This is a genomic window from Arthrobacter sp. B2I5, from assembly GCF_030816735.1.
Lineage (GTDB): Bacteria > Actinomycetota > Actinomycetes > Actinomycetales > Micrococcaceae > Arthrobacter.
In genome coordinates this window covers 3556413-3583338 of record NZ_JAUSYF010000001.1, presented here as the reverse complement: position 1 = coordinate 3583338, position 26926 = coordinate 3556413, and the positions used below count along the sequence as shown (strand labels likewise).

Sequence of the window (26926 nt, the reverse complement as noted above, 5' to 3'; positions counted from 1 at the left end):
GAGGCAACCCCATGCCAGATGCGTTGTTCACTTCCAGTTCCGAGCCCCGCCACGACCACTGCGTCATTGGGGTGGACTACGGAACGCTCTCAGGCCGCGCCGTGGTGGTACGCGTCCGCGACGGCAAGGAGCTTGGCAGCGCCGTCCACGAGTATCCCCATGCAGTGGTGACCGGCTCCCTGCCCAAAGATGTAGCGGGCGACGACGGGGCACGGCTTCCCGGGGAATGGGCACTTCAGGTGCCCAACGACTACCGGGACGTCCTGCGCAACGCGGTCCCAGCCGCGCTGGCGGACGCTGGGATCGACCCGGCCGCCGTCGTCGGCATTGCAACCGACTTCACCGCCTGCACCATGGTGCCCGTCAAGGCTGACGGCACGCCCCTGAACGAACTGCCCGGCTATGCCAACCGCCCGCACGCCTATGTAAAGCTCTGGCGGCACCACGCCGCCCAGGGGCAGGCGGACCGGATCAACCGGCTGGCGGCCGAACGGGGCGAAGACTGGCTTCCGCGGTACGGGGGCCTGATCTCCTCCGAGTGGGAATTCGCCAAAGGCCTGCAGCTGCTGGAAGAGGACCCGGACGCCTACGCCGAAATGGACCACTGGGTGGAGGCGGCCGACTGGATCGTCTGGCAGCTGTGCGGCCGTTACGTCCGCAACGCCTGCACGGCCGGCTACAAGGGCATCTACCAGGACGGGCGGTACCCGTCGGAGGAGTTCCTGTCCGCCCTGAACCCGGACTTCAAGGACTTTGTCAGCTCCAAACTCGAGCACACCATCGGACGGCTGGGCGACGCCGCCGGCACCCTGACGTCGGAGGCGGCGGCCTGGACCGGCCTGCCGGAGGGCATCGCCGTGGCCGTGGGAAACGTTGACGCCCACGTCACGGCACCGGCTGCGAAGGCAGTGGAGTCCGGCCAGCTGGTGGCCATCATGGGCACCTCCACCTGCCATGTCATGAACGGCAGCGAACTGCATGAAGTACCGGGCATGTGCGGGGCTGTGGACGGCGGCATCGTTCCCGGGCTGTGGGGTTACGAGGCGGGGCAGTCCGGCGTGGGCGACATCTTCGGCTGGTACACCAAGTACGGCGTCCCGCCGGAATACCATCAGGCGGCCCGGGACGCTGGAGTGGGAATCCACGAGTATCTCACCGGCCTGGCGTCGCGGCAGGCCATCGGGGAGCACGGCCTGATTGCGCTTGACTGGCACTCGGGCAACCGTTCTGTGCTGGTGGACCACGAACTCTCGGGCATTGTGGTGGGCCAGACCCTCGCCACCAGGCCCGAGGATACGTACCGGGCCCTGCTGGAAGCCACCGCGTTCGGTACCCGCACCATTGTTGACGCTTTCCGTAACGCCGGCGTGCCGGTGAAGGAGTTCATCGTGGCCGGCGGCCTGCTGAAGAACAGGCTCCTGATGCAGATTTACGCTGACGCCACCGGCCTGCAGTTGTCCACCATCGGCTCGGAGCAGGGCCCGGCCCTGGGATCGGCCATCCACGCCGCCGTTGCCGCCGGGGAGTACGCGGACATCCGCGAAGCCGCTGCCGTCATGGGCGCCGAGCCCGGCGAGGTCTACACCCCGATCCCGGAAAACGTTGCGGCGTACGACGAGCTGTTCCAGGAGTACAAGGCACTGCACGACTACTTCGGCCGCGGCGGCAATGACGTGATGCACCGGCTTAAGGCCATCCAACGCAGAGCGCACCGGACAGTCCTGGCCGGCACCGGTTCTGCAACCGAGGCAGCAGTGGAGGTGTCCGCATGAGCACCGACGCAGGGATCCTGGAGGCCATTGCCCGGGTCCGCGAGGAAGTGTGTGCGCTGCATGCTGAGCTGACCCGCTACGAACTGGTGGTGTGGACCGCGGGCAACGTCTCGGCCCGCGTGCCGGGCACCGACCTGATGGTCATCAAGCCTTCCGGCGTCTCCTACCAGGACCTGACTCCCGAGCAGATGATCGTCACCGACCTGCACGGCACTCCCGTGCGGGGCACCAACGTCGGTGGCGGCGGCACTGTCGATTGGGGCAATCCGGCGCTGTCGCCGTCGTCGGACACCGCCGCGCACGCCTACGTGTACCGCCACATGCCAGACGTGGGCGGGGTGGTGCACACGCACTCCACCTACGCCACCGCGTGGGCTGCCCGGGGCGAGGCCATCCCGTGCGTGCTGACCATGATGGGCGATGAGTTCGGCGGCTCCATCCCCGTGGGCCCGTTCGCGCTGATCGGGGACGACTCGATCGGCCACGGCATCGTGGAAACGCTGAAGAACTCCAATTCCCCGGCGGTCCTGATGCAGAACCACGGCCCGTTCACCATCGGCAAGGACGCCCGGTCTGCCGTGAAAGCGGCCGTGATGTGCGAGGAAGTGGCCCGCACCGTGCACATCTCGCGGCAGCTCGGTGAACCGCTGCCCATCGACCAGGGCTCCATCGACTCCCTCTACGCCCGCTACCAGAACGTCTACGGCCAGTAACGCCGTCACCCAATAACTTCCAGGAGAATCCATGAGCACCGCAGCAAACACCTCCCTCGACGGTTACGAGGTCTGGTTCCTCACCGGCAGCCAGCACCTGTACGGGGAGGAAGTCCTCAAACAGGTTGCCGCCCAGTCGCAGGAGATCGCCAACCAGCTCAACGCCAGTTCCGCCGTCCCGGTAAAGATCGTCTGGAAGCCGGTCCTCACCGATTCTGACGCCATCCGCCGCACCGCCCTTGAGGCCAACTCGGATGATTCCGTCATCGGCGTCACCGCCTGGATGCACACGTTCAGCCCGGCCAAGATGTGGATCCAGGGCCTGGACCTGCTGCGCAAGCCCCTGCTGCACCTGCACACGCAGGCCAACCGGGACCTGCCGTGGGCGGACATCGACTTCGACTTCATGAACCTGAACCAGGCCGCGCACGGCGACCGCGAGTTCGGATACATCCAGTCCCGCCTGGGCATCGCCCGAAAGACCGTCGTCGGGCACGTCTCCAATCCTGAGGTGGCACGCCAAGTGGGTTCCTGGCAGCGCGCCGCCGCCGGCTGGGCCGCCGTGCGGACCCTGAAGCTGACCCGCTTCGGCGACAACATGCGCAACGTGGCCGTCACCGAAGGCGACAAGACCGAAGCGGAGCTGCGCTTCGGCGTCGCGGTCAACACCTGGTCCGTCAACGAGCTCGCGGACGCCGTGCACGGCGCGGCAGAGTCCGACGTCGACGCCCTGGTGGCCGAATATGAGGACCTTTATGACGTGGTGCCGGAGCTCCGCGCAGGCGCGGCACGGCACGATTCGCTGCGGTACGGCGCCCGGATCGAACTGGGCCTGCGCAGCTTCCTGGAGGGCAACGGCTCTGCCGCGTTCACCACCTCCTTCGAGGACCTCGGTGCCCTGCGCCAGCTCCCGGGCCTGGCGGTGCAGCGGCTCATGGCCGCCGGCTACGGGTTCGGCGCCGAAGGCGACTGGAAGACCGCCATCCTGGTCCGCGCTGCCAAGGTGATGGGCGCAGGCCTGCCCGGCGGCGCCTCCCTCATGGAGGACTACACCTACCACCTGGAGCCCGGGTCCGAGAAGATCCTGGGCGCCCACATGCTGGAGGTCTGCCCCTCCCTCACGGCATCGAAGCCCCGCCTGGAGATCCACCCGCTGGGCATCGGCGGCAAGGAGGACCCTGTTCGCCTGGTGTTCGACGCCGACGCCTCCCCGGGCGTCGTCGTCGCCCTGTCCGACATGCGCGACCGTTTCCGCCTGGTGGCCAACGCCGTGGACGTCGTTCCCCTGGACCAGCCGCTGCCCAACCTGCCCGTGGCCCGCGCCCTCTGGGAGCCCAAGCCGGACTTCGCCACCTCCGCCGCCGCCTGGCTCACCGCCGGCGCTGCCCACCACACCGTGCTCTCCACCCAGGTGGGCATGGACGTGTTCGAGGACTTCGCGGAAATTGCCCGGACGGAGCTGCTCACGATTGACGAGGGCACCACCATCCGGCAGTTCAAGAAGGACCTGAACTGGAACGCCGCCTACTACAAACTCGCCGGCGGGATCTGATTCCGTGGCACGGCTGAGCTCCTGGCACCCGCCAATGGCAAGAACCTCGTGACGCCCGGCAAGCCGGTACGGCTGCCGAGGCTTGAGGACGTGGCGGAGCTGGCCGGGGTCTCACACCAGACGGTGTCACGCGTGGTCAACAGCCACCCCAACGTGAGCGCCGGGACACGGGAAAGGGTGGAAGCGGCGATTGCCCGGCTGGGCTACCGCCGCAACACCGCCGCCCGGAGCCTGGTCACCCGGCGCTCGCAGACCATCGGCGTTCTGGGCAGCGAACTTTCCCAGTATGGGCCCGCCAATACGCTGCTGGGAGTGGAACGCGCTGCGCGGGACGCAGGGTATTTCGTCAGCGTCGCTGCCTTGCGGGAGGTCAGCCGGGACACCATCCTGGACGCCGTCAGGCACTTCCTGGACCAGTCGGTGGACGGCATCGTGGTGATCGTTCCGCACCTTCAGACGCTGGCCGCGCTGGCCGAACTTCCCATCGGCGTGCCGGTGGTGGCCGTGGGACCGGAGGGGAATGACGCAGTTGGCGGCGTCAGGGTGGACCAGCGCCGCGGAGCCGAACTGGCGGTGTGGCACCTGATAGGGCAGGGACACGTCCGGATAGGTCACGTCGCGGGGCCGCAGGACTGGATTGATGCCGTAGCCCGCGCTGACGGCTGGCGGTCCACCCTGGCGTCGGCCGGGCTCGATGCGGACCTGATGATCGAGGGTGACTGGAGCGCCGGCAGCGGCTATGAAATCGGGCGGCAGATTGCGGCCACCCGCCGCGCCTCCGCCATCTTTGTTGGCAACGACCAGATGGCCCTGGGGGTGCTGCGCGCCCTGACAGAGGCCGGCATCAGGGTGCCGCAGGACGTGTCCGTCGTGGGCTTCGATGACCAGCCCGAGGCCGGCTACTTCAGTCCGCCGCTGACGGTGATCCGGCAGGACTTTGAAGAACTGGGCCGGCGGTGCATGCAGATGATGCTCACGGCATTAGATGGCGCAGACGGACCACGGACGCTGGTGGTGCAGCCGGAACTGGTCCTGCGCAGCAGCACGGCACCGCCGGCCTGACGAATCCGCCTGGACAACCTGACCGGAGGTGCGGCCGCCAGCGGATTTAATCCGGGGGAGACCGCGCCGAAACCTGGCCACAACAATCCCTGCGTAGGTTTCAGGGCATGATGGCTGACCTGCTCATCCGGCTCCGCGACTGGCTGCTGGATACGTTCACGTACGATTCCGAATCGGCGGCTGCCGAAGCCATGGCTGATGCCACCCGGTGGGGCTGGCTCCCGGCGCTCAGCGGGGTGTCCGCAGGCGCGGAGCAGGCCCGGTCGGAGCATGCCGGATCAGCGGGTGGAAGCGGCAGGATGTCTGCTTAGCCACACTATTGCGCCGGTAGCGGGATCATGCCCTAAACTGCTGCACTGAGGTGCCTGAAATGGCGCTGCGCAGCAACGAAAGTGAACACGCTATGGCTACCGATTACGATGCTCCACGCAAGCAGGAAGAAGAGTCGCCCGCGGACTCTCTCGAAGCCCTCCAGGCGTCACGGAGCGGCAGCGCGCAGACCGCAGTTATCGATGTCGACGAGAACGACACTGCTGAAGGCATCGACCTGCCCGGCGCCGACCTGTCCAACGAGGAACTGACTGTCATTGTGGTTCCTGAACAGTCCGATGAGTTCACCTGCTCGTCATGTTTCCTGGTCCGCCACCGGTCACAGGTTGCCCGCGAAAAGGACGGCATGAAGTACTGCCGCGACTGCGAAGGCTGAATCTTTTCCTGATCTTTTTTTGCCGGCGCCGGCCACCTCCCCGAGGGTGGCCGGCGCTGCTTTGTCCCCGGACGCCGTCGTTATCAAAATGCTCACTCGTTTCCCGGACCCAACACTCCTACGCTGAAAGCATCCAATGGCTTTGATTCGTGGATGGCACTGCTATGAAGAAGTTCCTTACCTGGCTCGCAGCAATTCTGTTGGCTGCAGGGCTGGGAATCGTGGTTCAGGCGCCTGCGTCTGCGGCGCCCTATTGTGGCCTCACGTGGGGCTCGCTGATGAAAACGGAAGGCCCCATGACCGGCGCGGCCGTGACCAACGTCCGGACCGGGCAGCACTACTGCTTTGACCGGCTGGTGGTTGACCTGGGTTCCGGCCCGGCTGCCGGCTACAGCGTCCGCTACGTGGGGCAGGTTATCCAGGACGGCTCGGGGAAAGTCGTGCCCACACGGGGCGGAGCCCGCCTGCAGATCGTTGTCAAGGCCCCGGCCTATGACAATAACGGGCAGCCCACCTATACCCCCACGGACCAGAATGAGCTCTCCAACGTGTCCGGTTACCAGACCTTCCGCCAGGTGGTCTGGGCCGGAAGCTTCGAAGGCCAGACCACCATGGGCCTGGGCGTCCGTGCCCGACTGCCGTTCCGGGTGTTCACCTTGGACGGGCCGGATTCCGGTCACCGACTGGTGATCGACGTGGCGCACTATTGGTGACAGACCCCGTCGTAATGCAAAAGGTGCCGTGCCCCTGATGGGGGCACAGCACCTTTTGTGTCGGCGACTCAGCGTTGGCGTGCTACTCCGGGACCACCAGTGCGGGGGTGTCCTGCTTCAGGGTTTCGCCGCGGAAGAAGCCCGGATGCGTGCGGGACATGACCAGCATGACCACGGCGCCCAGGGCCAGGATGCCGACGCCCAGGATGAACACCAGGCCCACGCCGAAGACCTCGGAACCGCTGCCGAACTCCGGTGCCAGGCTGTCAACGGCGGTCTGGCCGAACACCACGAACAGTCCCACGCCGCCCACCACCGGGCATACCAGCCGCAGGATGAAGTGGCGCATGCTGTTGAACAGGCTGTGGCGGAAGTACCAGGTGCAGGCCAGCGCGGTGAGGCCGTAGTAGAAGCAGATCATCAGGCCCAGGGCCAGGATGGTGTCATTCAGGACGTTTTCGCTGACCACGTGCATCACTGCATAGAAACCTGCGGACATCACGCCGGCTGCGATGGTGGCGAAGCCCGGCGTGGCGAATTTCCTGCTGATGCGGCTGAACGGTTCCGGCAGGGCGCCGTAGTGCGCCATGGCCAGCAGGCTCCGGGACGGCGACATGAACGTGGACTGGAGGGAAGCCGCTGAGCTGGAGAGCACGGCGAGGGACATCAGGATGGCGAAGGGACCCATGATGGGGGAGGCCAGGGCCGTGAAGATGTTTTCGTGGTTTTCGGCGTTGTTCAGGCCGTTGCCGGTATCCCCAACGCCGGCGAACATCATGGTGGCGATGCTGACCAGCAGGTAGATGGCCAGGACGATCACGGCGGTCAGGGTGCCGGCCACACCGGCGGTCTTCTTGCCATTGGCCGTTTCCTCGTTGACGGTGAGGCAGACGTCCCAGCCCCAGTACACGAAGATCGACAGGGAGATGCCGGCCGCAATCTGGCCGAAGGTCTCAATCTTGGTCACATCGAACCAGTCCCAGCTGAACGGGATTGCCGTTTCGGAGGTGGACCAGTTGGCGAAGGCCATGGCCACGAACAGGCCCAGTACCAGCAGCTGGAAGCCCACCAGGCTGTACTGCACCATCTTGGTGGTGTGCAGGCCGCGGTAGCTGACCCAAACGGCCAGGGCCACGAACACGAAGCAGGTGAGGACGTTCAACGCTTTGTTGTCGGCCAGGTCCGCCAGTTCCGGGGAGCCTGTGAGCTGGGACAGGAAAAGGTAGAAGAAGTCGACGGCGACGCCGGCCAGGTTGGACAGCACGATGATGTTTGCGGCCAGCAGGCCCCACCCGCCCATCCAGCCGATCCAGGGGCCGAAGGCTTTGGTCACCCAGGTGAACGTTGTGCCGCTGTCCGGGGAGTCGGCGTTGAGCTCCCGGTAGGCGAGCGAGACCAGGATCATGGGGATGAACCCGATCAGGAAGATGACTGGCAGCTGGAGCCCGGCTTCGTTGACGGTGGGTCCGAGTGCGCTGGTGAGGGTATAGGCGGGGGCGATGGTTGAAATGCCGAGGACGACGACGGCAAGGAGGCCGAGCTGCCCGCCCTTGAGTCCCTTGGCGCTGACGCCGTCCGCGGAGGGTGCGTGGGCGTGCGGGCCGGGTTTGGCGGTACTGGTGCGGATTATCTCTGTCATGGCACCACTTTCTGGAAGGCTGTGAGACGGAGGTCACTATATGAATGGCGTTCATTTAGTATGGGGGCACGTGGCCTGTGACGCAAGACGCAATATGAATCACATTCGTTTATTACTCTCCGCCGAAATTAGTAAGCTCACTGAGAAATTGCCGCAAGCCCTGCCGCCGCGCGCTGTGTGGCTGGTAGCGTCGGCCGTATTGGACTACTTGAGGAGGATGCATGAAAGCTTCACCGACACTGACCAACAACCTGCAGGCTGTCCTGGCCGACCTGATCGAACTCCACGTTCAGGGCAAGCAGGCGCACTGGAACATCGTGGGCCCCAACTTCCGCGACCTTCACCTGCAGCTTGATGAAATCGTCGACGCTGCCCGCCAGTTCGCCGACGACACTGCCGAGCGCATGCGTGCCCTGCACGCGGTCCCGGATGGCCGCAGCTCCACGGTTGCCGAAACCACCAGCCTGGCCCAGTTCCCCGACGGGCTGATCAGCACCACGGATGCCATCGAGCGGATCGTTGCCGCCATGGAGGCCGCCGTGGGCACCATGCGCAAAGTCCATGACGAGGTGGATGAGGAGGATCCCACCTCCGCGGACCTCCTCCATGAGTTCATTGCCCGGCTGGAGCAGTTTGCCTGGATGGTGCAGGCCGAGAACATGAAGCCCACCGCCAAGGTAACCGCCGCCGACTCCAAGTAGCGGCTCAGGCCGCCTCCCATCTCAAAGGGCGCCCGGCGCCGGGGTATTCCCTCGGCGCCGGGCGCCTCTTTGTGCAGCCAACACGGCACCCTCGCCTGCTAGCCCGCTTTTGGCACTTTCCGCAGCACGACGGCGGCGAGGACTGCCGCCGTCGCCATCAGTACCAGCCCAATCGCCGCGGTGATGTGGACGCCGGAATCAAAGGCTGCTGCCGCAGCTTGGCGGACGGCTTCCGACAGTGATTCGGGCACCAGGTTTGCCGCTTCAATTGCGCCGGCGAGGGTTTCACGGGCATTGTGCAGGGTGGATCCGGGCAGCATGCCGTCCAGTCCCGCGGGCAGGCGCAGGTTCTGCTGGTAGGACGCGGTCAGGATGGAGCCCAGCACCGCGGTCCCCAGCAGCGAGCCCACCTCGTAGCCTGTCTCCGAGATCGCCGCGGCAGCGCCTGACTTCTCCGGCGGGGCGGACCCGAGGATGAGGTCGTTGGAGATGGTTTCGGCTGTGCCCACGCCCAGTGCCAGGACCAGGAGCGCCGCCAGCAGCAGCGAGGGCCCGCCGTCGTGGTTGCCGAAAGCCACCATGGTGTAGCCCGCAGCGCTGAAGGCGAGTCCAGCCGCCACCACGAAGCCGGGGCGTACCTTGCGGACCAGCGGCACCACCACCAGCCCGGCCACCACCGTGGCGGCCAGTGCCGGGATCATGGCAACGCCCGCCGCGGAGGGGGTCATGCCCTCGAGGAGCTGGAGGTGCTGGGCAAGGAACAGGATGAATCCGTTGAAGGAGAACAGGGCAAGGATGTTGGCGCTGATGGCCATGCTGAACACCCTGTTCCGGAACAGGGACATGTCCAGCAGCGGGTGCTTTAGCCGGTGCTGCCGCCGCACGAACACGGCTCCCATCAGCAGGCCGAAGGCGATTGCGCCCAGCCCTGCAGTCCCCGGGCCTTCGGTGGCAACTGCCTTGATTCCGTAGACGACGGGCACCATGACCAGCATGGAGAGCACGATGCTGGGGGTGTCCACTTTGCCGGGCGCCGGATCCTTCGATTCGGGGATGACGGCCGGGCCAAAGGCCAGCAGGGGGAGCATGAGCGGGACCGCCACCAGGAAGACGGCGCCCCACCAGAAGTGCTCCACCAGCCATCCGCCGACGATCGGACCCAGGGCCGCGCCGCCGGAGAAGCCGGCAGCCCAGATGGCCACGGCCAGCCTCCGGCGGTTGGGCTCCGGGAAGATGTTGCGGATCAGCGACAGCGTGGAAGGCATCAGCATGGCCCCGAAGAACCCCAGGGCGGCGCGGCCGGCGATAAGCCACTCCGGCGCCGGCGCAAAAGCGGTGGCAACGGACAGTCCGGCGAAGCCGATGCTGCCAAGGATCAGCAGCCTCCGCCGCCCGATCCGATCGCCCAGGCTACCCATCGATACCAGCAGTCCGGCGAGTACCAGCGGATACGCGTCAACGATCCACAGCAGCTGCACGCCGGTGGGTTCCAGGGCCCCTGCGATGGCGGGCAGCGCGAACGTCAGGGCGGTGTTGTCCACCGCCACCAGCAGAACCGGGAACATCAGCAGCCCCAGCGCCAGCCAGTCACGCCACGGAGGACGCCGGGCCGTTGCCGCCTGCACGGACGCGGAACTCTTGATGGAAGTGGTCATGGAAGTAACTATACCGTCCGGACGGTACAGTTTCAAAGTGCGTGGTTTTCCTTCTTTCCGGCCTGGTGGAAGGCATGATGGAAGGCATGCCCCGAAAGCCTGTTGCCCGTGACGCGGTCCTTGACGCCTTCGAGTCCCTGCTGATCGAGGTGGGGGAGCGCGCGGCCACCCTTGATGCCGTGGCCCGCAAGGCGGGGGTGTCCAAAGGCGGCCTCCTCTACCACTTTCCCAACAAGGAAGCGCTCATCGCCGTGCTGCTTGACCGGCTGGAGGGCCTGGCCCGGGAGGATGCCGACGCGATGGCCGCTGCCACTGAAGGCGCCGCCGCATACTTCATCCGTTCCTCCGTCTGGGCGGATACTCCACTGGACCGTGCCATCGTGGCCGCCACCCGGCTTGCCGAGGTGGCCCACGAAGAGACGCGGCGCCGGTTCGCGGCCATCCAGCAGCGCTGGCTGGACGAGATCGCTGCCGATGTTGGACCGGGCCTGGCCAAGGCAGTCCTCTACATGGGGGACGGCCTCTACTTCAACGCCATGCTGTCCGTTGCCCCCGCCCCGGCAGGGGGAGCGGCCGCCGACGTGGAGGAACTCCTGGCCGCTTTGGAGCGGCTCCGGAGGTAGTTCCGGTCATTTGCCGGGAGGGGTTGCCGCGTAGGACAATAGAGAGTTGTGAGGGCTGTCACCGGCCTTCATGGTTCGACAATTGAATAGCCTTTGATCTGCGGCGGGAGAGTTCTGCCGGAAGTACAGGCAGGCGCCGTTGGAGCAAATCCTCCCCAGGAATCTCGCAGGCCCCCGTACCGCCGCGGCGAGGCACCTCTGGAAAGCAGCAGGCAGTCCACCACCCCTTTGGGAATGCAAGGACTGTTGTGCTCACCGACGGTGCAAGCGGGTCCTGCCCAGGCAGGCTACGCGGAAACTCTCAGGTCCAATACAGAGCGGGGAGGGACCCGAATAGCTGTGGCGTACCCTTCGCCGCCTGAGTAAATGGAGTTCCTTCGTGTCGGTTACCCCAGCCTCCACCACCTTCGTAGACCGCCATATCGGCGCGCGCCGCCAGGCCGACGTCGACACCATGCTCAAAGCCGTAGGCTACGACTCGGTCGACTCCCTTGTTGATACCGCCGTTCCCAAGGTCATCCGCCAGGACACCGCGCTTCGCCTGCAGGACGCCCTCAGCGAGGTCGAAGTCCTCACCGAGCTGCGGAAGCTTGCCGCGAAGAACAAGACGGCCGTGCAGCTGATCGGCCAGGGCTACTCCGATACCGTGACCCCGCCGGTGATCCGCCGCAACATCCTCGAGTCCCCGGCCTGGTACACCGCCTACACCCCTTACCAGCCCGAGATTTCCCAGGGCCGGCTGGAGGCGCTGCTGAACTTCCAGACCATGGTGCAGGACCTCGTGGGGCTGCCCATTGCCAACGCATCGCTGCTCGATGAAGCAACCGCCGTGGTTGAGGCCGTGCTGCTGATGCGCCGCGCCAACAAGGCCAAGCCCGCCGCCGACGGCAAGACCGTCCTGGACATCGACGTGCTCCCGCAGACCATCGCCATTGTCAAGGGCCGTGCGGAGGCGCTGGGCTTCGAGGTGGAGGTGGCCGATCTCTCCAAGGGCCTGCCCGACGGCGGCATCAACGGTGTGGTGCTGCAGCAGCCCGGCGCTTCGGGCCGGGTCTGGGACCAGTCCGGTGTGATCGCCGCTGCAAAGGAGCGCGGCGCGCTGGTGACTGTGGCCGCGGACCTGCTGGCCCTTACCCTGATCACCCCGCCGGGCGAGCAGGGCGCCGACATCGCCGTCGGCTCAGCCCAGCGTTTCGGTGTTCCGCTGTTCTTCGGCGGCCCGCACGCCGCCTACATGGCTGTCCGCAAGGGCCTGGAGCGCTCGCTTCCCGGCCGCCTGGTGGGCGTGTCCAAGGACGACGCCGGCGTTCCCGCCTACCGTCTGGCCCTGCAGACCCGCGAGCAGCACATCCGCCGCGAGAAGGCCACGTCCAACATCTGCACCGCCCAGGCGCTACTGGCCATTGTCGCCTCGATGTACGCCGTGTACCACGGGCCGGACGGGCTGAAGGCGATCGCCGAAACGGCACACGGCCACGCCCGTACCCTGGCTGCCTCCCTTGCCGCCGCCGGCGTCGACGTCCTGCACCGGAGCTTCTTCGACACCCTGACCGTCCGGGTGCCCGGACGGGCTGCCGGCATCATCGCCGACGCCGAGGCGCGCGGCATCAACCTGCGCAGCATCGACGCCGATACTGTGGGCATCGCCCTGGATGAAACCACGACGCCGGCCATCGTCGCCCAGGTGGCCGACGTCTTTGGCGCTTCCGTTGCTCAGGGTGAAGGTTTTGCGCTGGAGACCGCCGTCGAGCGTTCCTCCGACTACCTGCAACACCCGGTGTTCAACACCCACCGCTCGGAAACCCAACTCCTGCGCTACATCCGCAAGCTCTCTGACCGCGACCTTGCGCTGGACCGCACCATGATCCCGCTGGGCTCCTGCACCATGAAGCTGAACGCCACCGCGGAGATGGAGGCCATTTCCTGGCCGGAGTTCGCCTCCATCCACCCGTTCGCCCCAGACTCCCAGACCGAAGGCTGGCGCGAACTCATCGCCGATCTCGAGGCAGACCTGACCACGATCACCGGCTACGACCAGGTGTCCATCCAGCCCAACGCCGGCTCCCAGGGCGAGCTCGCGGGCCTGTTGGCGATCCGCGGCTACCACCACTCCCGCGGCGACCAGCAGCGCAACGTCTGCCTGATTCCCGCCTCGGCGCACGGCACGAACGCTGCCTCCGCAGTGCTCGCGGGTATGAAGGTCGTCGTTGTCGCCACCGCTTCTGACGGGACGATCGACCACGATGACCTCACGGCCAAGATCGAGGCCCACAAGGATGTCCTGTCCTGCATCATGATCACCTACCCGTCCACGCATGGGGTGTATGACGGGGACGTCCGTGAAGTCTGCGATGCCGTTCATGCTGCAGGCGGCCAGGTCTACATCGACGGGGCCAATCTGAACGCCCTCGTCGGCCTTGCCCAGCCGGGGCAGTTCGGCGGCGACGTGTCGCACCTGAACCTGCACAAGACCTTCTGCATCCCGCACGGCGGCGGCGGACCGGGCGTCGGACCCGTGGCTGCCAAGGCCCACCTGGCACCGTTCATGCCGGGCGATGCGAACAAGGCCGCCCACGAGGACGGGCATGGGGTTGCCATTAGCGCGTCCCGGTTCGGCTCGGCCGGCGTCCTGCCCATTTCCTGGGCCTACGTGAAGCTGATGGGCGGCGAGGGCCTGACCGAGGCCACCAAGTCCGCACTGCTGGCAGCGAACTACGTCGCGTCCCGCCTGAACGAGTACTTCCCGGTCTTGTACACGGGCGAGGGCGGGCTGGTGGCCCACGAGTGCATCCTGGACCTGCGCGAACTCACTGCGAAGACCGGCGTTACCGCGGAGGATGTGGCCAAGCGCCTCATCGATTTCGGCTTCCACGCCCCCACCCTTTCGTTCCCGGTGGCAGGCACCCTGATGGTGGAGCCCACCGAGTCCGAGGACCTGGCGGAGATCGACCGCTTCATCGAGGCCATGATCAGCATCCGCAAGGAAATCGACCAGGTGGCCAACGGCGACTTTGCCGTGGCAGACTCACCCCTGCGCCGCGCACCCCACACGGCAGCCGCCGTCGTCAGCTCTGACTGGGACCGCGCCTACCCCCGCGAGCAGGCGGCCTTCCCTGCCCATCACATGCAGGACAAGTACTTCCCGCCCGTGGGCAGGATCGACGGCGCCGCCGGCGACCGGAACCTGATCTGCTCCTGCCCGCCGCTGGAAGACTTCGAAAACTAAGGACCGGCACCAATGACCGAGAAATACACCGCGCTTTACGACGAGCACAAAAAGCTCGGCGCATCCTTCACGGACTTCGGCGGCTGGCAGATGCCGCTCAAGTACAGCTCTGAACTTGCCGAGCACCACGCCGTCCGCAACGCTGCCGGCCTGTTCGACCTCTCCCACATGGGCGAGGTCTGGGTGACCGGCCCTGACGCCGCAGCCTTCCTGGACTACGCCCTGGTGGGAAAGATCTCCGCCATGGCCGCGGGCAAGGCCAAGTACTCGCTGATCTGCAATGAGGACGGCGGCATCATCGACGACCTCATCACCTACCGCCGCCCCGCCGCGCAGGACGGTACCGACGTCTTCCTGGTGGTCCCCAACGCGGGCAACGCCGCCGTGGTGGCCACTGCCCTGCAGGAACGGGCTGCGGGATTCAATGTCGTGGTGGATGATGCCTCGGCCCGGACCTCGCTGACCGCCGTTCAGGGTCCGAAAGCCCAGGAACTCCTGCTGCGCCTGGTCCCGGCCGCGCAACACTCCCTGGTGACGGAGCTGAAGTACTACGCCGCGGCCAGCGTTCCGCTTCTGGTAGGCGGCACCGGCAAAGAACTGCTGCTTGCGCGCACCGGGTATACCGGTGAAGACGGGTTCGAGATCTTCGTGGACAACGACGATGCGCCCGCGCTGTGGCAGTCGCTGATCGCCATCGCCGACGACGGGGAACTGATCCCGGCAGGCCTCGCCTCCCGCGACTCCCTCCGCCTCGAAGCAGGAATGCCCCTGTACGGCAACGAACTGTCGCTGCAGGGCGACCCGTTCGCCGCCGGCCTGGGCGCCGTCGTCGCACTCTCCAAGGAAGGCGACTTCGTTGGCAAAGCCGCCCTGGCAGCCATGAAGGAAGCCGGCGCCGGCAGCACCTCCGGACGCCGCCTCGTAGGTCTCAAAGGCCACGGCCGCCGCGCCGGCCGCGCCCACTACCCGGTCCTCAAGGACGGCACCGCCGTCGGCGAAGTCACCTCCGGCCAGCCGTCGCCCACCCTCGGCTACCCCATCGCCATGGCCTACGTCGACGTCGAACACTCGGCCCCCGGCACGGCCCTGGGCGTGGATCTCCGCGGCAAGGCCGAACCGTTCGAAGTCGTCGACCTGCCGTTCTACCGCCGCGCCAAGTAGTCCAGGTGCTGCTCCGTGGCTGGCTTCGGGGCCGGCGGACCGGAATCCTGCTGCTCCGTGGCTGGCTTCGGGACCGGCGGACCGGAATCCTGCTGCTCCGTGGCTGGCTTCGGGACCGGCGGACCGGAATCCTGCTGCACCGTGGCTGGCTCCGGGACCGGCGGACCGGACATTTTCACGCGTGCTGCTCCTTCGTCGCTTTGACGCACGCTTTCGAAAAGTCCGGCTCCGCCGGCCCCTCAAGCGCACGTCGCCGGGCGTGAAGGCGGCAGACCTACAGGAAACGCGTGGAGGACAGGATGTACAGGCAGCGTGTGGAGGCGGACTACGTGGTTTCCGGTTCCGCCCAGCATGCCTTGCGGTTCGTTGCCTGCTTGTGCTGTTGCTCTGGTGACGGGCGCGTTGGCGACTGGGCGGATTCCGGAGACGTGCGTCTAAGGGAGCGTCACGTCCGCTCAGCGGGCGTCTTCGCGACCGAGCACGCGGAGGAATTCGGCCAGGCGCACCCAACCCTGCCACGGCGTCACGTCCGCTCAGCGGGCGTCTTCGCGACCGAGCCCGCGGAGGAATTCGGCCAGGCGCACCCAAACCCGGCCACCATCGACCGAACCAGAGTTTTAGTTAGGAAGACCCGTTATGGCTGTTGGCGTTTTTGATCTGTTTTCGATCGGTATTGGGCCTTCGTCGTCGCATACTGTGGGGCCGATGCGGGCTGCTGCGGTGTTCGCTGAGGAACTCAAGGCCTTGGGTGTGCTGGCTGGGGTGGCGTCGTTGCGGGTGGATTTGTATGGGTCGTTGGCCGCGACGGGGCACGGGCACGGGACGATGACCGCGATCCTGCTGGGGTTGGAGGGGTTCCATCCGGAGCTGATCCTGCCCGAGGAGGTGGAGGAGCGGCTGGCCTCGATCGCGGAGAACGGGACGTTGAACCTGGCCGGTGCGGTGCCGTTGCCGTATGGGGTGAAGGACATGGTGCTGCGGCCGTTGACGGTGTTGCCGCGGCACACGAACGGGATGACGTTCACGGTGTCAGATGCCGGCGGCAATGTGCTGCATACGGCGACGTTTTTCTCGGTGGGCGGCGGGTTCATCGTCCGGGAGGGTGAGGAGGACGCGGCGCAGCAGGAACTGGACGCGTCCAAACAGGAACTGCCGCTGCCGTTCCGGACCGCCGCGGAACTGCTGGAGCACTGCGCGGTGACCGGGCTGGGCATCGCCGACGTCATGCTCGTGAACGAAAAAGCCGCCCGGACCGAGGAGCAGATCCGGGCGGGTCTGCTGCAGATCTGGTCGGTGATGGAAAACTGTGTGGCCACCTCGCTGAAGCGTGAAGGGGTGCTGCCGGGCGGGTTGAAGGTCCGCCGCCGCGCCCCGGACTGGTACGACCGGCTGAAGAAGGAATCCGCGCACACCCAGGACCAGGACGAGGACAGCGGCCAGGACGCGGCCTGGGACGCGGTCCGCTTCGACCCCCGGTATTGGCAGGAGTGGGTTAACTTGGTGGCGTTGGCGGTGAACGAGGAGAACGCCTCCGGTGGCCGGGTGGTCACCGCCCCGACCAACGGCGCGGCCGGGATCATTCCCGCGGTGCTGTTCTACGCGCTGCACTTCGCCCCGGGCATGGACCAGGCCAGCCAGGCCGACCGGGACGATGTGGTGGTGCGGTTCCTGCTCGCTGCCGGCGCGGTTGGGGTGCTCTACAAGGAACAGGCCTCGATTTCCGGGGCCGAGGTGGGCTGCCAGGGCGAGGTGGGCTCCGCGTCGTCGATGGCCGCCGCGGGTCTGGCCGAGGTGATGGGCGGGACCCCGGCGCAGGTGGAGAACGCCGCGGAGATCGCGATGGAACACAACCTGGGCCTGACCTGTGACCCGATCGGCGGGCTGGTCCAGGTCCCCTGCATCGAACGGAACGCGATCGCCGCCGCGAAAGCAATCAACGCCGCGAAAATGGCGCTCTGGGGCGACGGCACCCACCGCGTCTCCCTCGACGAAGTCATCATCACCATGCGCGAAACCGGCAAGGACATGTCCTCCAAATACAAGGAAACCGCCATGGGCGGCCTCGCCGTCAACGTCGTCGAATGCTGACCACCAACAACCCAGCCTGGCGCCGCAGCTGACCGGTGTCCCGGCGCTAGTTATGCACTGCCGCCCACCGGTTCAGGCTGGCAGCGAACACCAGCCATGACATGTAGGGCAGCAGGAGCAGTCCGGCCGTCCGGCTGATGGGGCCGAAAAACAGGACTGTTACCGCGACGGCGCAGTCAGGGCAAGGATGATCACCAGCCCCAGCCACAATGCCGGCGTGCCGAGGGCAGGGTAGAGGGCAAAGAACGCCGGGGTCCAGGCGAGGTTGAGAACCAGCTGGATGGCGTAGGCGGCCATCGCCGGCCGTGTCCTGTTGGTCCGCTTGCGCCATACCAGCCAGGCGGCCACGGCCATTGCCGTGTAGAGGATGGTCCACACGGGACCAAACACGCCGTTGGGAGGGGACCATGGTGCATTGTCGGCGGTGGCGTACCAGCCCGTGACATTGGCCGCAGAAGCCAAGCCTCCCAGCGCCGCCACCACCAGGGAGGCCACCAGGAATCCGATGAGCGCGGCCACCTGGATTCCAGCGCCGTAGGGCTGCCTGCCGCCTCCCGTGCGGGCTGTGGTTTCTTCCCTGTCCGGCCTCATGCCTCAACCCTTGTTGAATGCCAACGGCGCCGTCAAGCCTACGCCGGGCAACGCGGCAGGCACGCTGTCCGGCCATGCGGGGAAAAGCCGGAAGCGCATGAGGCTTTAGACTTGAGGCTGCATGTCCGCACGCATCCAGAAGTACAGAAACCGCGCACAGACCCGATTGGACAAGGCCCCCTTGCGACAACTCACCGCACGTTTTGCCACCGCCGAGGAAATCGAAAACTGGGACAAGCACGTCACGGCCAACCCGAACGGCGGCAATATGCTGCAGTCCGCAGCCTATGCATCGGTCAAGAATGGCAGCGGCTGGAAGGTCCGGTTCCTGGTGCTGGAAGGCGACGGAAACCCCAGCTACAACCTGGTGCTGGAGAAGAGCTTCCCCGTCCTGGGACGGTTGTGGTACCTGATCAAAGGCCCTGACCTGGCGGCTGCAGCGGACCTTGGAGCCGCCCTTGAAGCCTGTGCCTCCTTTGTCCGCAGCAGCAAGCTGAACGTCTTCACCATCAAAGTGGAGCCGGACATCATCGATTCCGACGAGGCACAGAAGGAACTGCGCGACGCCGGCCTGGTCAAGGCACCCAATATCCAGTCCAACGACTCCACGGCCCTGCTGGACATCTCGGGCTCCGAGGAGGAAGTGTTCAAAGCCATCTCCTCGCGCGCTCGGAACGCCATCCGCCGCGCCGAGCGCGAGGGCTGCCAGGTGGTCCGGCAGGAACAGGGACCTGAAACCTACCGCGCCCTGTACGACCTGATGGCCAACACCGTCAATGCCAAGGGATCGATGCCCCTGCGCAGCTACGACTACTACGCACGGTTCTGGGACGAGTTCTGCAGCCGGGGCCAGGGAAATTTCTTCTTCACCTACGAGGACGGAAAGCCCAGCGTTGGTGCGTTCGTCATCAACTACGGTGCAAAGGCAACCTACAAGGACGGCGGTTCCACCCAGAACCGCAAGCAGTACGGGGACTCGCACCTGGTGCAGTGGGCCGCCATCCGGCGGATGCAGGAACTCGGCTGCACGGAATACGACTTCTGCGGCACCCCGCCGGCTGCGCGGATCAAGGACAAGACCCACAACCTCTACGGAATGGGCATGTTCAAGACCAGCTTCACCAAGTCAGTCACAGACTTCGTGGGCTGCCACGACTACGTCCTGTCCCCGCTGCGGCACCGGCTCTGGGTCAAGGGCGGCGAAAAGGTCTTCCGCCGCATCGAAACCGCACGGACCGGCCGGCAGTTCTACTGACCGGCCACCGCCGCACCCCACAGCCAACGCGACCCCGAAGGTCCGCACGCATCCGTGCGGCCCTGCCCCCGAACACCGCCCGTCCAGCGCGTGCCCGCCACGCCGCGAAGAGTCCAGAAGAAGGTCATCCCTTGAATCCAGTTTCCGCCGCTACCGGGCTTGAATACGCCAACCTCAGCGACGCCGAATTTGAGGCCTTCGCCCTGAAGCACCCGCAGAACAGCTTCCTGCAGTCCGTCGATTTTGCCCGTTTCCAGCGCTCCCGCGGCCAGCAGGTGGAACTGTTCGGGGTCCGGCGCAACGGGGAACTCCTGGCGGCGGGGAAGCTCAACTACACCACCACCCGCCTGGGCTACACCGTCTGCGAATGCGCCAAGGGCCCCCTCATGGACTACACGGACCGTGAACAGGTAAGTGCCGTCGTCGAAGTTCTCCGCAAGCACGCGGCAGGCCGCAAGGCCGCCGAACTGCGGATCTCGCCGAATATCCGTTACATCGCCCGCGACGCCGACGGCGCCAAGCACCCCGACATCGAGGACAACCGGCCCCTGGTGGCCGCCCTGGAACGGCTGGGATTCCGGCACCAGGGCCTGGACATGAACTTCGTCAACGTCAACTGGATGTTCATCAAGAACCTGGTGGGCATCCAGGACGCCGAAGAACTGATCATGAGCACCAGTTACCGGACCCGCAAAGCCATCCGCAAGGCGGAAAAGAACGGCGTCTTCCTGGAACAGGCCACCCTGGAAACCCTGGATGATTTCTACGGTGCCCTGAGCCGGGCCGGGGACGAAAAAGGATTCGTCTACCGTGAACGCGAATACTACGAACACCTGCTCCGCACCACCTCTGCGGAATTCACCAAGCTGATGATGGCCAAGATCGACATCCCGGCCTACCGGAAATCCATCACTGAGCGCCTGGCCACCGAATCCGCCACCGCCGCAGATCTCCGCCGTGAAGTGGAGGAGACCGGCAGCAAGAAGAAAGCCAACCGCCTCAAAGTGGTCCAGGACCTGGTGGACAGCTACGAGCGCAGCCTGAAGGACATCGAAAGGTTCCCCGATTCCGTGGGGACCGCCACCGTGGCAGCCATCCACTTCGTCTGTTACGGGGACGAGGTGGTGTGCGTCATCGGCGGCACCGTGCAGGACTACATCTACTTCAATGGCGCCACCTCCCTGTACTGGGGAATGATGCTGCATGCGCTCGAGAAGGGATACCCCAGGTACAACTTCTATGGCACCTTCGGCATCTCCGGACAGGACGAGGAAGGCCACGGCGGCTACGAGTTCAAGAAGGGATTCGGCGGGGAAGTGGTGCAGCTGGTGGGTGACTTTGTCCTGCCGGTGCGGCCGGCCGTCTTCCACGCCAACCGGCTTGCCAGGTCCGCTGCGGCGGCTGCCCGCACGCTGCTGGGCAAGCTGCCTTCGAAGCGTGCAGCCTGACCGTCCATAAACCGCGTCCAGGGAGGAAACGGGCATGACCGACCGGCCCCCACGGCCAGGGCACAGGCCGAAGACTGACGGCCTGCCCAAGACTGAACCGCTGACTCCTGCGCAGCTTCGGCAGGATGCTGCCGCCAAGAGGATGCTGCGCCGCCTGGTGCAGGGGGAGAACCCGCCGACGGCACCGTTGAGCATCGTGGACCGGCTGGCGGGCAGCCCTTACGCCAACCCCACCATCCAGGTGGGCGGCGTGGACACCTCCGCCCGGAAGACCCTGGACTTCGCCCTGCACCTGGCCGAGACCATGTTCCGGTACGGTGCCGGCGCCCTGGAGGTGGAAACCAGCATCATCGCCGTCACCGCGGCACTGGGGCTGAAGAACATCGAAGTGGACATCACCAACCAGTCCGTGGGCATCAATTACGCGCCCAAGGACCAGACGCCCATCGCCTTGCTGCGTGTGGTGCGGTCCTGGACCAACAACTATGCAGGCCTGGCCAAGGTGCACCAGCTGGTCACGGACATCGTGGCCGGCGGCGTGGGCCGTGACGAAGCGATCCGCCGGCTCAACGAGGCCATCACCAGCCCCAAGCCGTACCCGCGCTGGATGGTCACGGTGGCGTTCGGCATCTTCGCCGCCGTGTTCGTGGGCGTGCTGGGCGGCGGTCCCGTGTCCTCGGCAGTGGCGTTCGCGGCCAATATCGGCATCAGCCTGCTGGCCCGGCAGCTGGGGCGCTGGCGCGTGCCGGACTTCTTCATCACCGCCAGCTGCTCCTTCGTGGTCACCATGCTGGCACTGCTGCTGTGGCAGTTCGGGCTCACAGCGTCGCCATCCATTGTGGTGGTGGGCGGCATCCTGCTGCTCCTGCCCACCGGCCGCCTGGTGTCCTCGGTGCAGGACGCCATCAACGGCTTCCCTGTCACGGCGGCCGGACGGTTCCTGTCCACCCTGCTGACGTTCGGCGCGATCGTTGCAGGAATTGCCGTGGCCTTCGTGGTGGGGGAGCTGACCGGGCTGCAGCGCATCGACGTCACGCAGACCTTCCCGCCCGCCTACGATCTGTGGGTCCTCATCATCTTCGTGGCCGCCGCCGTGATGGCCATCGGCATCACGGAACAAACCACCTGGAAGCTCCTGCTCCCCACGGCAGGCGTCGGCGTGGCGGGCTACCTTGTGCTGCTCGGCTGCGGCCTGCTCGGCATCGGCGACCGTTTCGCCCCCGCCATTGCCGCCGTCGTCATCGGCCTGCTGGCCAGGGTGGTGGCGCTGCGGATGGGGGCGCCCCAGCTCGTGGTGGCAGTTCCCGCCGCCCTGATCCTGCTGCCGGGCCTCACAATATTCCGGTCCATGTATGTCTTGACCGTCGAGGAGTCCGAAATCCTGGCCGGCGCGGGAGGAATGCTCAGTGCCGGGGCCATCGTGCTGGGAACGGCCGGGGGGATCGTCCTGGGCGACGTGCTGGCCCGTCCGCTGACCCGCAGCTTGGCGAGCAACGAGCGGCGCCGGGCCCGGCGCCGCTAGCCTGCGGCCGCCGGTCTCCTAGATCTGGCCGACGGGGAGCTTCTTCTCGGCCTGGAATACATCCTCCACCCGGCCCTGCGCCCAGTATCCGGAGAGGGATACCTGCCCGCGCTCCAGGCCGCGCTGCTTGAAGAAGACTTCGCGGAGGGACTTCATGTAGCCGCGTTCGCCATGTGCAAACACGTCCACAGTGCCGCCGCGCCACTCGGCCTCCGCCACTGCCTTGATCAGCAGGTCGCTGGAACCTGCCGGAGTTCCGTTGCGCGCCAGCCAGGTGATGTCCAGCCCGGCGGGAGCGGAGATGGGCTGGATGTCGGCCTCGGAACCAACCTCCAGGAAGGCAAGGCCGGTTGCGTCTGCCGGCAGCGCCTCGATGCAGGCGGCGACGGCCGGCAGTGCCGCTTCATCTCCGGCGAACAGGTACCAGTCCGCGTCCGGGTTGGGGTTGTAGGCGCCGCCGGGGCCCGTGAACGTGAGGTTGTCGCCGGGCTGGGCCGAGGCCGCCCAGGGACCCGCCAGGCCCTCGTCGCCGTGGACCACGAAGTCAATGGCAAGCTCCCGGGCCTCCGGATCAACCCACCGCAGCGTGTAGGTGCGGGTGAACGGCCACTGTTCGCGCGGCATCGTTTCCCGGACAGCCCACAGGTCCAGCGGGGAGGGGTAATCCACGCCAGGCTGGGGGAAGACGATCTTCACATACCTGTCCACGAAGCCGTTGTTGGTGAAGTCGCTGAAGCCCTCCCCGCCGGCCACGATCCGGACCATGTGCGGGGACAGCTGCTCCTTGCGCAGCACGGTCAGGTTGACCTGGGGGCGGCTCTTCTTTGTGGCGCTGGTGGCGGCAGGGACGGTGCTCATAAGGCAAGCCTAAGCTAGGGCGACGGCGGGAGCTCCCAGGTTACGGCCGGCGCACCTTGTTCACGCAGCAGTTGGTTGACCCGGCTGAACGGCCGGGAGCCAAAGAACCCGCGGGAGGCGGACAGGGGGCTTGGGTGGGGGCTGGTGACGGCGGGGGCACCGGCCAGGAGCGGCCGGACGCCCTCGGCCTCCTTGCCCCACAACACCGCCACAAGGGGCATCCTGGACCCGTCCGGGGCCCGGCGGCCGGCGAGCGCGGTGACTGCCGCCGTCGTAATCTCCTCCCAGCCCTTGCCGCGGTGGGACCCCGCGGCTCCTGCCCTGACCGTGAGCACCCGGTTCAAGAGCAGCACGCCCTGGTCCGTCCACGCCGACAGGTCGCCATGGGCGCGTGGCGGAATGCCAAGGTCCGACTCAAGCTCCTTGTAGATGTTCACGAGGCTGCGGGGGAGGGGGCGCGTACGCGGGTCGACGGAAAACGACAACCCCACGGCGTGCCCCGGGGTGGGGTAGGGATCCTGCCCAACAACGAGGACCTTCACCCGGTCAAGCGGCTGGCGGAAGGCGCGCAGGACGTTCGACGGCGGCGGCAGGAGTTGGTGCCCCGCCGCCTCTTCAGCGGCCAGGAAGGCCAGGACCGACCGGAGCCTGCCTTCCACTCCCTGCAGGGCCGCCGCCCAGTCCGGAGCCATCAGCTCTGCCAGGGGCAGGGCGGCCAGGTCAGCGAAGCGGATTCCGTCCGCCCGGTCCTGCTCCAGCTCGAAGAGCGCGTCCGATTCAAACATCGTTCCATTCTTGCAGGCCTCCTTGCAGGCGCTGGGCCGAAGCCCGTCGGCACCATCGGCTGCCCTTACCGGCGCAAATGACACTCGTGTTGTTCCACCGGTACCATGGGGGTGAGACATTTACCGTAACCAGCGAAGGAGTGTGCCGTGGCGGAACCGGCCCGGGAACATCTGCCGGAGCAGGATCCACGGAAGTCCCTCCTGGCGGATTTCACCCTCCGTGAGTCCTCCCTCACAGAGCGGGAACAGCAGATGCTGGCCCTGGAACGGCAGTGGTGGAAGTACGCAGGGGCCAAGGAACAGGCCATCCGCGACCTCTTCGACCTCTCCGCGACGCATTACTACCAGCTCCTCAACGCACTGATCGACCGCGAGGATGCCCTGGCCCACGATCCCATGCTGGTGAAGAGATTGCGTAGACTACGTACGTCGCGCCACCGCGCGCGCACTGCCCGGCGCCTGGGATCAGACGCTTAACACGCCCCAGGCCGGGAGAACCGCCGCAATCAACAAGGATATCCTTCCACCATGACCAGATACGCCCGCGATGAATTCGACAAGGTCCCGGAGGCCGCGTCGCGACAAGGTGTCCACCGGACGGCTTCGGCCCCGTCACGGGTACGGCTGTGGCCCATCCTGGCGGTGGGAATGGCGGCCCTGGCCATTGGGCTGGTGTCCTTCCTGATCCTTCCCAAGCTGGGGCTCAACGCAACGGTCAGCCAGGCCTCGGCAAACGTGGAGGCATCCCTGCTGGCCGGCACCGGAACCACCCCACCGGCCACGCAGGCATCCGCTCCTCCTGCCGCGCCCGGGCCGTCTGCCTCGTCCGTGCCAACCCCGAGCAACGACCCCGAGCCCCTGGCGAGCCCTTCTGCCACTCCCCAGGCCGCCGTCGACAGGACCCAGGCCGTTGCCGTCTATAACGCCGCAGGGACGGCAGGGCTGGCCAGCCGGGTGGGCGGAACGGTCCAAGCGGACGGGTGGCGCCTGGGCCAGGTAGGCAACTGGTCCGGAGCCCCCCAGAAATCCTCCGTGATCTTCTACTCCGGCCCCCAGCAGCTGGCCAGTGCGCAGGCGCTTGCTGAGCTGCTCAACATCCCCACCGTGGTGGGCAGCACCGAATTCCAGATGCCGCTGGTGGTAGTGCTGGGCCCCGGATACCGGTAACCGCACCCTCTCCCGTCACACCTGCATAACGTTCCTGGTTCCGGGCAGGCCGCTGTCAGGGTCGGGATGCGGGGATTGGCTAGAGTGATTTCCAGGCCAGGGCCGGCCCGGCTTTACGCCCCACGGTCCGGTCCCGCCCGGCCCCCAACGGAAAGAGTTGTTCATCATGGCACTGGGAACCGTCAAGTGGTTCAACGCTGAGAAGGGCTATGGCTTCATCACCGTTGACGGCTCGGGTGACGACGTCTTTGTCCACTGGTCCGCGATCCAGGGGGAGGGCTACCGCGCCCTGGATGAAGGACAGCGGGTGCAGCTGGACCTCGGGGAGGGCGAAAAGGGCCCGCAGGCGGAAAACGTCCGGCCCGCCCAGTGACCCGGTTGTACCGTTCCACAGTCCGCGTCCGTCCGGCGCTGGCCGTTTCCCTGGGAGCCGTCCTGGCGGTCACGGCATGTTCGGGTGCCGGCGGCAACGCCCGGGTGGACACACCGGAAGCCTCCGGAGACGGTGTGCTCCGGGTGGGCCTGATCCTGGACAACACCGGGAACAACGCCTTCCTTAATGCGCCCCAGCTGGCCGCCGCCAAGCTGGCCATCCAGGAGATCAACGCCGCGGGCGGACACAAGGGCCGTCCGGTGGAGCTGCTCCCGGCGCATCCGGACCATGAAGCAGCAGGGCAGGCGAATGACCTGGCGGCTGCCAAAGCGGATGTGGTCATTGGACCGACAGATTCCAGCCACGCGACCGCCGCTGTGGACGTCCTGTCCCGTGCGCACATACCCCTCATCTCGCCGGCCAACACCGCTGCCGCCCTCTCCGGAATCGCCAGCGGAGGCTACTACTTCCGCACCGCTGCCGCCGACGTCGCACAAGGACCCGTGCTCGCCAAACTCGCCAGGGACGCCGGGGCCGCCACCATCAGCGTGCTGCACCAGGAAGGCGCCTACGGCAAGGACCTCTCGGCTGCCGTCACGGAGGCTGCCCAACAAGCCGGCCTCACGGTCCTGCCCGGGGCCGGCTTCAAGCCAGGCGACCCCGCCCAGGCCGCACGCTCCACCGCCAAGGCCAACCCGGACGCCGTCGTCCTCATTGCCCGCGAAGGTGCACAGGGGGCATTGGCCGAGCTGAACAATTCCGGCTTCAACGGTTCGAGAATCATCCTCAGCGACGGCGGCTTCGCCCGCTACGGATCCGGGCTCGCCTCCCGGTTACTGGACGGAGCCCGCGCCGTCGTCCCCGGCCAGCTGCCCACCGCCGCCTTCCAAGGAAGACTCCTGGGCGTGGATCCTTCCCTGAAGGACGTTTCCTATGCTGCTGAAACCTACGACGCCGTAACGTTGGCGGCGCTGGCTGCTGCCAGGGCCCAGGACGACGCGGGGCGCTCCATCGCCGCCAACCTGATCCCGGTATCGGGCGGAACTGCACCTACCGGCGGCAGTGCAGGCGCACCGCCGCCGGCCCCATGCCTGACATACAAGGAGTGCCTGGGCGGACTTGCCGCCAGCCCGGACATCAATTACGACGGCGAATCGGGACCCGTTGCCTTCGATTCCAACGGAGATATCACCAGCGCCGTTTTCTCCGTCTACAGATACGGCCCGGACAACAACCCCAGCCCCACCGGCCGGGAGACGGCCGAACGCGCCGGCTGATCGCCCTGGGCGAAGCGGCTCCCTTCACCCGGCCGTGCA

The 26926-nt window shown here is 66.6% G+C and carries 23 protein-coding genes, 1 pseudogene and 1 riboswitch; of the genes and pseudogenes, 19 read left to right on the top strand and 5 right to left on the bottom strand.

What is annotated here, in order from left to right; genetic code table 11:
* Nucleotides 1–11 precede the first annotated feature (11 nt).
* From araB to QFZ60_RS16600, 7 genes are all read left to right on the top strand, one after another.
* Nucleotides 12–1772 carry a ribulokinase gene (gene araB, locus QFZ60_RS16630; protein WP_307091911.1) on the top strand — a complete coding sequence of 587 codons (1761 nt, stop codon included), beginning with the start codon at nt 12–14 and terminating at the stop codon, nt 1770–1772.
* Nucleotides 1769–2485, top strand: coding sequence for an L-ribulose-5-phosphate 4-epimerase (locus QFZ60_RS16625; protein WP_307091909.1), 717 nt, complete (start codon nt 1769–1771; stop codon nt 2483–2485). The genes araB and QFZ60_RS16625 overlap by 4 nt, the downstream gene beginning before the upstream one ends.
* A gap of 31 nt (nt 2486–2516) precedes the next feature.
* Nucleotides 2517–4037 carry an L-arabinose isomerase gene (araA, locus tag QFZ60_RS16620; protein WP_056332156.1) on the top strand — a complete coding sequence of 507 codons (1521 nt, stop codon included), beginning with the start codon at nt 2517–2519 and terminating at the stop codon, nt 4035–4037.
* Nucleotides 4038–4085: 48 nt separating this feature from the next.
* Entirely contained in the window at nt 4086–5099 is a 1014-nt protein-coding gene (locus QFZ60_RS16615) for a LacI family DNA-binding transcriptional regulator (protein ID WP_307091905.1), read from the top strand.
* A 107-nt stretch (nt 5100–5206) separates the two neighbouring features.
* The gene (locus tag QFZ60_RS16610) at nt 5207–5410 is read left to right on the top strand and encodes a hypothetical protein (RefSeq protein ID WP_307091904.1); all 204 of its coding nucleotides are present in this window, start codon (nt 5207–5209) and stop codon (nt 5408–5410) included.
* A gap of 92 nt (nt 5411–5502) precedes the next feature.
* Nucleotides 5503–5805 carry a DUF4193 domain-containing protein gene (locus QFZ60_RS16605; protein WP_307091903.1) on the top strand — a complete coding sequence of 101 codons (303 nt, stop codon included), beginning with the start codon at nt 5503–5505 and terminating at the stop codon, nt 5803–5805.
* 164 nt (nt 5806–5969) lie between these two features.
* Nucleotides 5970–6518: a hypothetical protein gene (locus QFZ60_RS16600; RefSeq protein WP_307091901.1), complete on the top strand. Its 549-nt coding sequence runs from the start codon at nt 5970–5972 to the stop codon at nt 6516–6518.
* Nucleotides 6519–6600: 82 nt separating this feature from the next.
* Here the strand turns inward: QFZ60_RS16600 and QFZ60_RS16595 are convergent, their stop codons facing one another.
* Nucleotides 6601–8157, bottom strand: coding sequence for an APC family permease (locus tag QFZ60_RS16595; RefSeq protein ID WP_307091900.1), 1557 nt, complete (start codon nt 8155–8157; stop codon nt 6601–6603).
* 221 nt (nt 8158–8378) lie between these two features.
* Here QFZ60_RS16595 and QFZ60_RS16590 point away from each other — a divergent pair, with 221 nt between their 5' ends.
* Nucleotides 8379–8858 carry a Dps family protein gene (locus QFZ60_RS16590; protein ID WP_307091898.1) on the top strand — a complete coding sequence of 160 codons (480 nt, stop codon included), beginning with the start codon at nt 8379–8381 and terminating at the stop codon, nt 8856–8858.
* Between the two features lie 98 nt (nt 8859–8956).
* Here the strand turns inward: QFZ60_RS16590 and QFZ60_RS16585 are convergent, their stop codons facing one another.
* On the bottom strand, nt 8957–10513 hold the full coding sequence (locus QFZ60_RS16585) for an MFS transporter (protein ID WP_307091897.1): 1557 nt from the start codon (nt 10511–10513) through the stop codon (nt 8957–8959).
* 86 nt (nt 10514–10599) lie between these two features.
* On the opposite strand from QFZ60_RS16585, the gene QFZ60_RS16580 reads away from it, so the two are divergent.
* The 4 genes from QFZ60_RS16580 (at nt 10600) to QFZ60_RS16565 (ending at nt 17611) form a co-directional block, all read left to right on the top strand.
* On the top strand, nt 10600–11136 hold the full coding sequence (locus QFZ60_RS16580; protein ID WP_307093358.1) for a TetR/AcrR family transcriptional regulator: 537 nt from the start codon (nt 10600–10602) through the stop codon (nt 11134–11136).
* A 94-nt stretch (nt 11137–11230) separates the two neighbouring features.
* A riboswitch (glycine riboswitch) is annotated at nt 11231–11328 on the top strand.
* A 187-nt stretch (nt 11329–11515) separates the two neighbouring features.
* Nucleotides 11516–14362, top strand: coding sequence for an aminomethyl-transferring glycine dehydrogenase (gene gcvP, locus QFZ60_RS16575; protein ID WP_307091896.1), 2847 nt, complete (start codon nt 11516–11518; stop codon nt 14360–14362).
* Between the two features lie 12 nt (nt 14363–14374).
* Entirely contained in the window at nt 14375–15523 is a 1149-nt protein-coding gene (gcvT, locus tag QFZ60_RS16570; protein WP_307091895.1) for a glycine cleavage system aminomethyltransferase GcvT, read from the top strand.
* A gap of 636 nt (nt 15524–16159) precedes the next feature.
* Nucleotides 16160–17611: an L-serine ammonia-lyase gene (locus QFZ60_RS16565; protein ID WP_307091893.1), complete on the top strand. Its 1452-nt coding sequence runs from the start codon at nt 16160–16162 to the stop codon at nt 17609–17611.
* Nucleotides 17612–17657: 46 nt separating this feature from the next.
* Here the strand turns inward: QFZ60_RS16565 and QFZ60_RS16560 are convergent.
* A pseudogene (locus QFZ60_RS16560) lies at nt 17658–18202 on the bottom strand (TspO/MBR family protein).
* A 121-nt stretch (nt 18203–18323) separates the two neighbouring features.
* Between QFZ60_RS16560 and QFZ60_RS16555 the strand changes: the two are divergent.
* The 3 genes from QFZ60_RS16555 to QFZ60_RS16545 all read left to right on the top strand — a co-directional run bounded on the left by QFZ60_RS16555 (nt 18324) and on the right by QFZ60_RS16545 (nt 22427).
* Entirely contained in the window at nt 18324–19457 is a 1134-nt protein-coding gene (locus QFZ60_RS16555; protein WP_307091891.1) for a peptidoglycan bridge formation glycyltransferase FemA/FemB family protein, read from the top strand.
* Nucleotides 19458–19588: 131 nt separating this feature from the next.
* Nucleotides 19589–20905, top strand: a complete 1317-nt coding sequence (locus QFZ60_RS16550; RefSeq protein ID WP_307091889.1) for a peptidoglycan bridge formation glycyltransferase FemA/FemB family protein — start codon at nt 19589–19591, stop codon at nt 20903–20905.
* 34 nt (nt 20906–20939) lie between these two features.
* The gene (locus QFZ60_RS16545; RefSeq protein ID WP_307091887.1) at nt 20940–22427 is read left to right on the top strand and encodes a threonine/serine exporter ThrE family protein; all 1488 of its coding nucleotides are present in this window, start codon (nt 20940–20942) and stop codon (nt 22425–22427) included.
* Nucleotides 22428–22445: 18 nt separating this feature from the next.
* Here the strand turns inward: QFZ60_RS16545 and QFZ60_RS16540 are convergent, their stop codons facing one another.
* Together QFZ60_RS16540 and QFZ60_RS16535 are read right to left on the bottom strand one after the other, a co-directional pair.
* On the bottom strand, nt 22446–23285 hold the full coding sequence (locus QFZ60_RS16540; protein ID WP_307091885.1) for a siderophore-interacting protein: 840 nt from the start codon (nt 23283–23285) through the stop codon (nt 22446–22448).
* A gap of 14 nt (nt 23286–23299) precedes the next feature.
* Nucleotides 23300–24070 carry a uracil-DNA glycosylase gene (locus QFZ60_RS16535; RefSeq protein WP_307091883.1) on the bottom strand — a complete coding sequence of 257 codons (771 nt, stop codon included), beginning with the start codon at nt 24068–24070 and terminating at the stop codon, nt 23300–23302.
* A gap of 147 nt (nt 24071–24217) precedes the next feature.
* Between QFZ60_RS16535 and QFZ60_RS16530 the strand changes: the two genes are divergently transcribed.
* The 4 genes from QFZ60_RS16530 to QFZ60_RS16515 all read left to right on the top strand — a co-directional run bounded on the left by QFZ60_RS16530 (nt 24218) and on the right by QFZ60_RS16515 (nt 26887).
* Nucleotides 24218–24547 carry a DUF3263 domain-containing protein gene (locus tag QFZ60_RS16530; protein ID WP_307091881.1) on the top strand — a complete coding sequence of 110 codons (330 nt, stop codon included), beginning with the start codon at nt 24218–24220 and terminating at the stop codon, nt 24545–24547.
* A gap of 51 nt (nt 24548–24598) precedes the next feature.
* Entirely contained in the window at nt 24599–25237 is a 639-nt protein-coding gene (locus QFZ60_RS16525; protein ID WP_307091879.1) for a LytR C-terminal domain-containing protein, read from the top strand.
* Nucleotides 25238–25403: 166 nt separating this feature from the next.
* Nucleotides 25404–25610: a cold-shock protein gene (locus QFZ60_RS16520; protein WP_142030282.1), complete on the top strand. Its 207-nt coding sequence runs from the start codon at nt 25404–25406 to the stop codon at nt 25608–25610.
* 5 nt (nt 25611–25615) lie between these two features.
* The gene (locus tag QFZ60_RS16515) at nt 25616–26887 is read left to right on the top strand and encodes an ABC transporter substrate-binding protein (RefSeq protein WP_307091877.1); all 1272 of its coding nucleotides are present in this window, start codon (nt 25616–25618) and stop codon (nt 26885–26887) included.
* Nucleotides 26888–26926 lie beyond the last annotated feature (39 nt).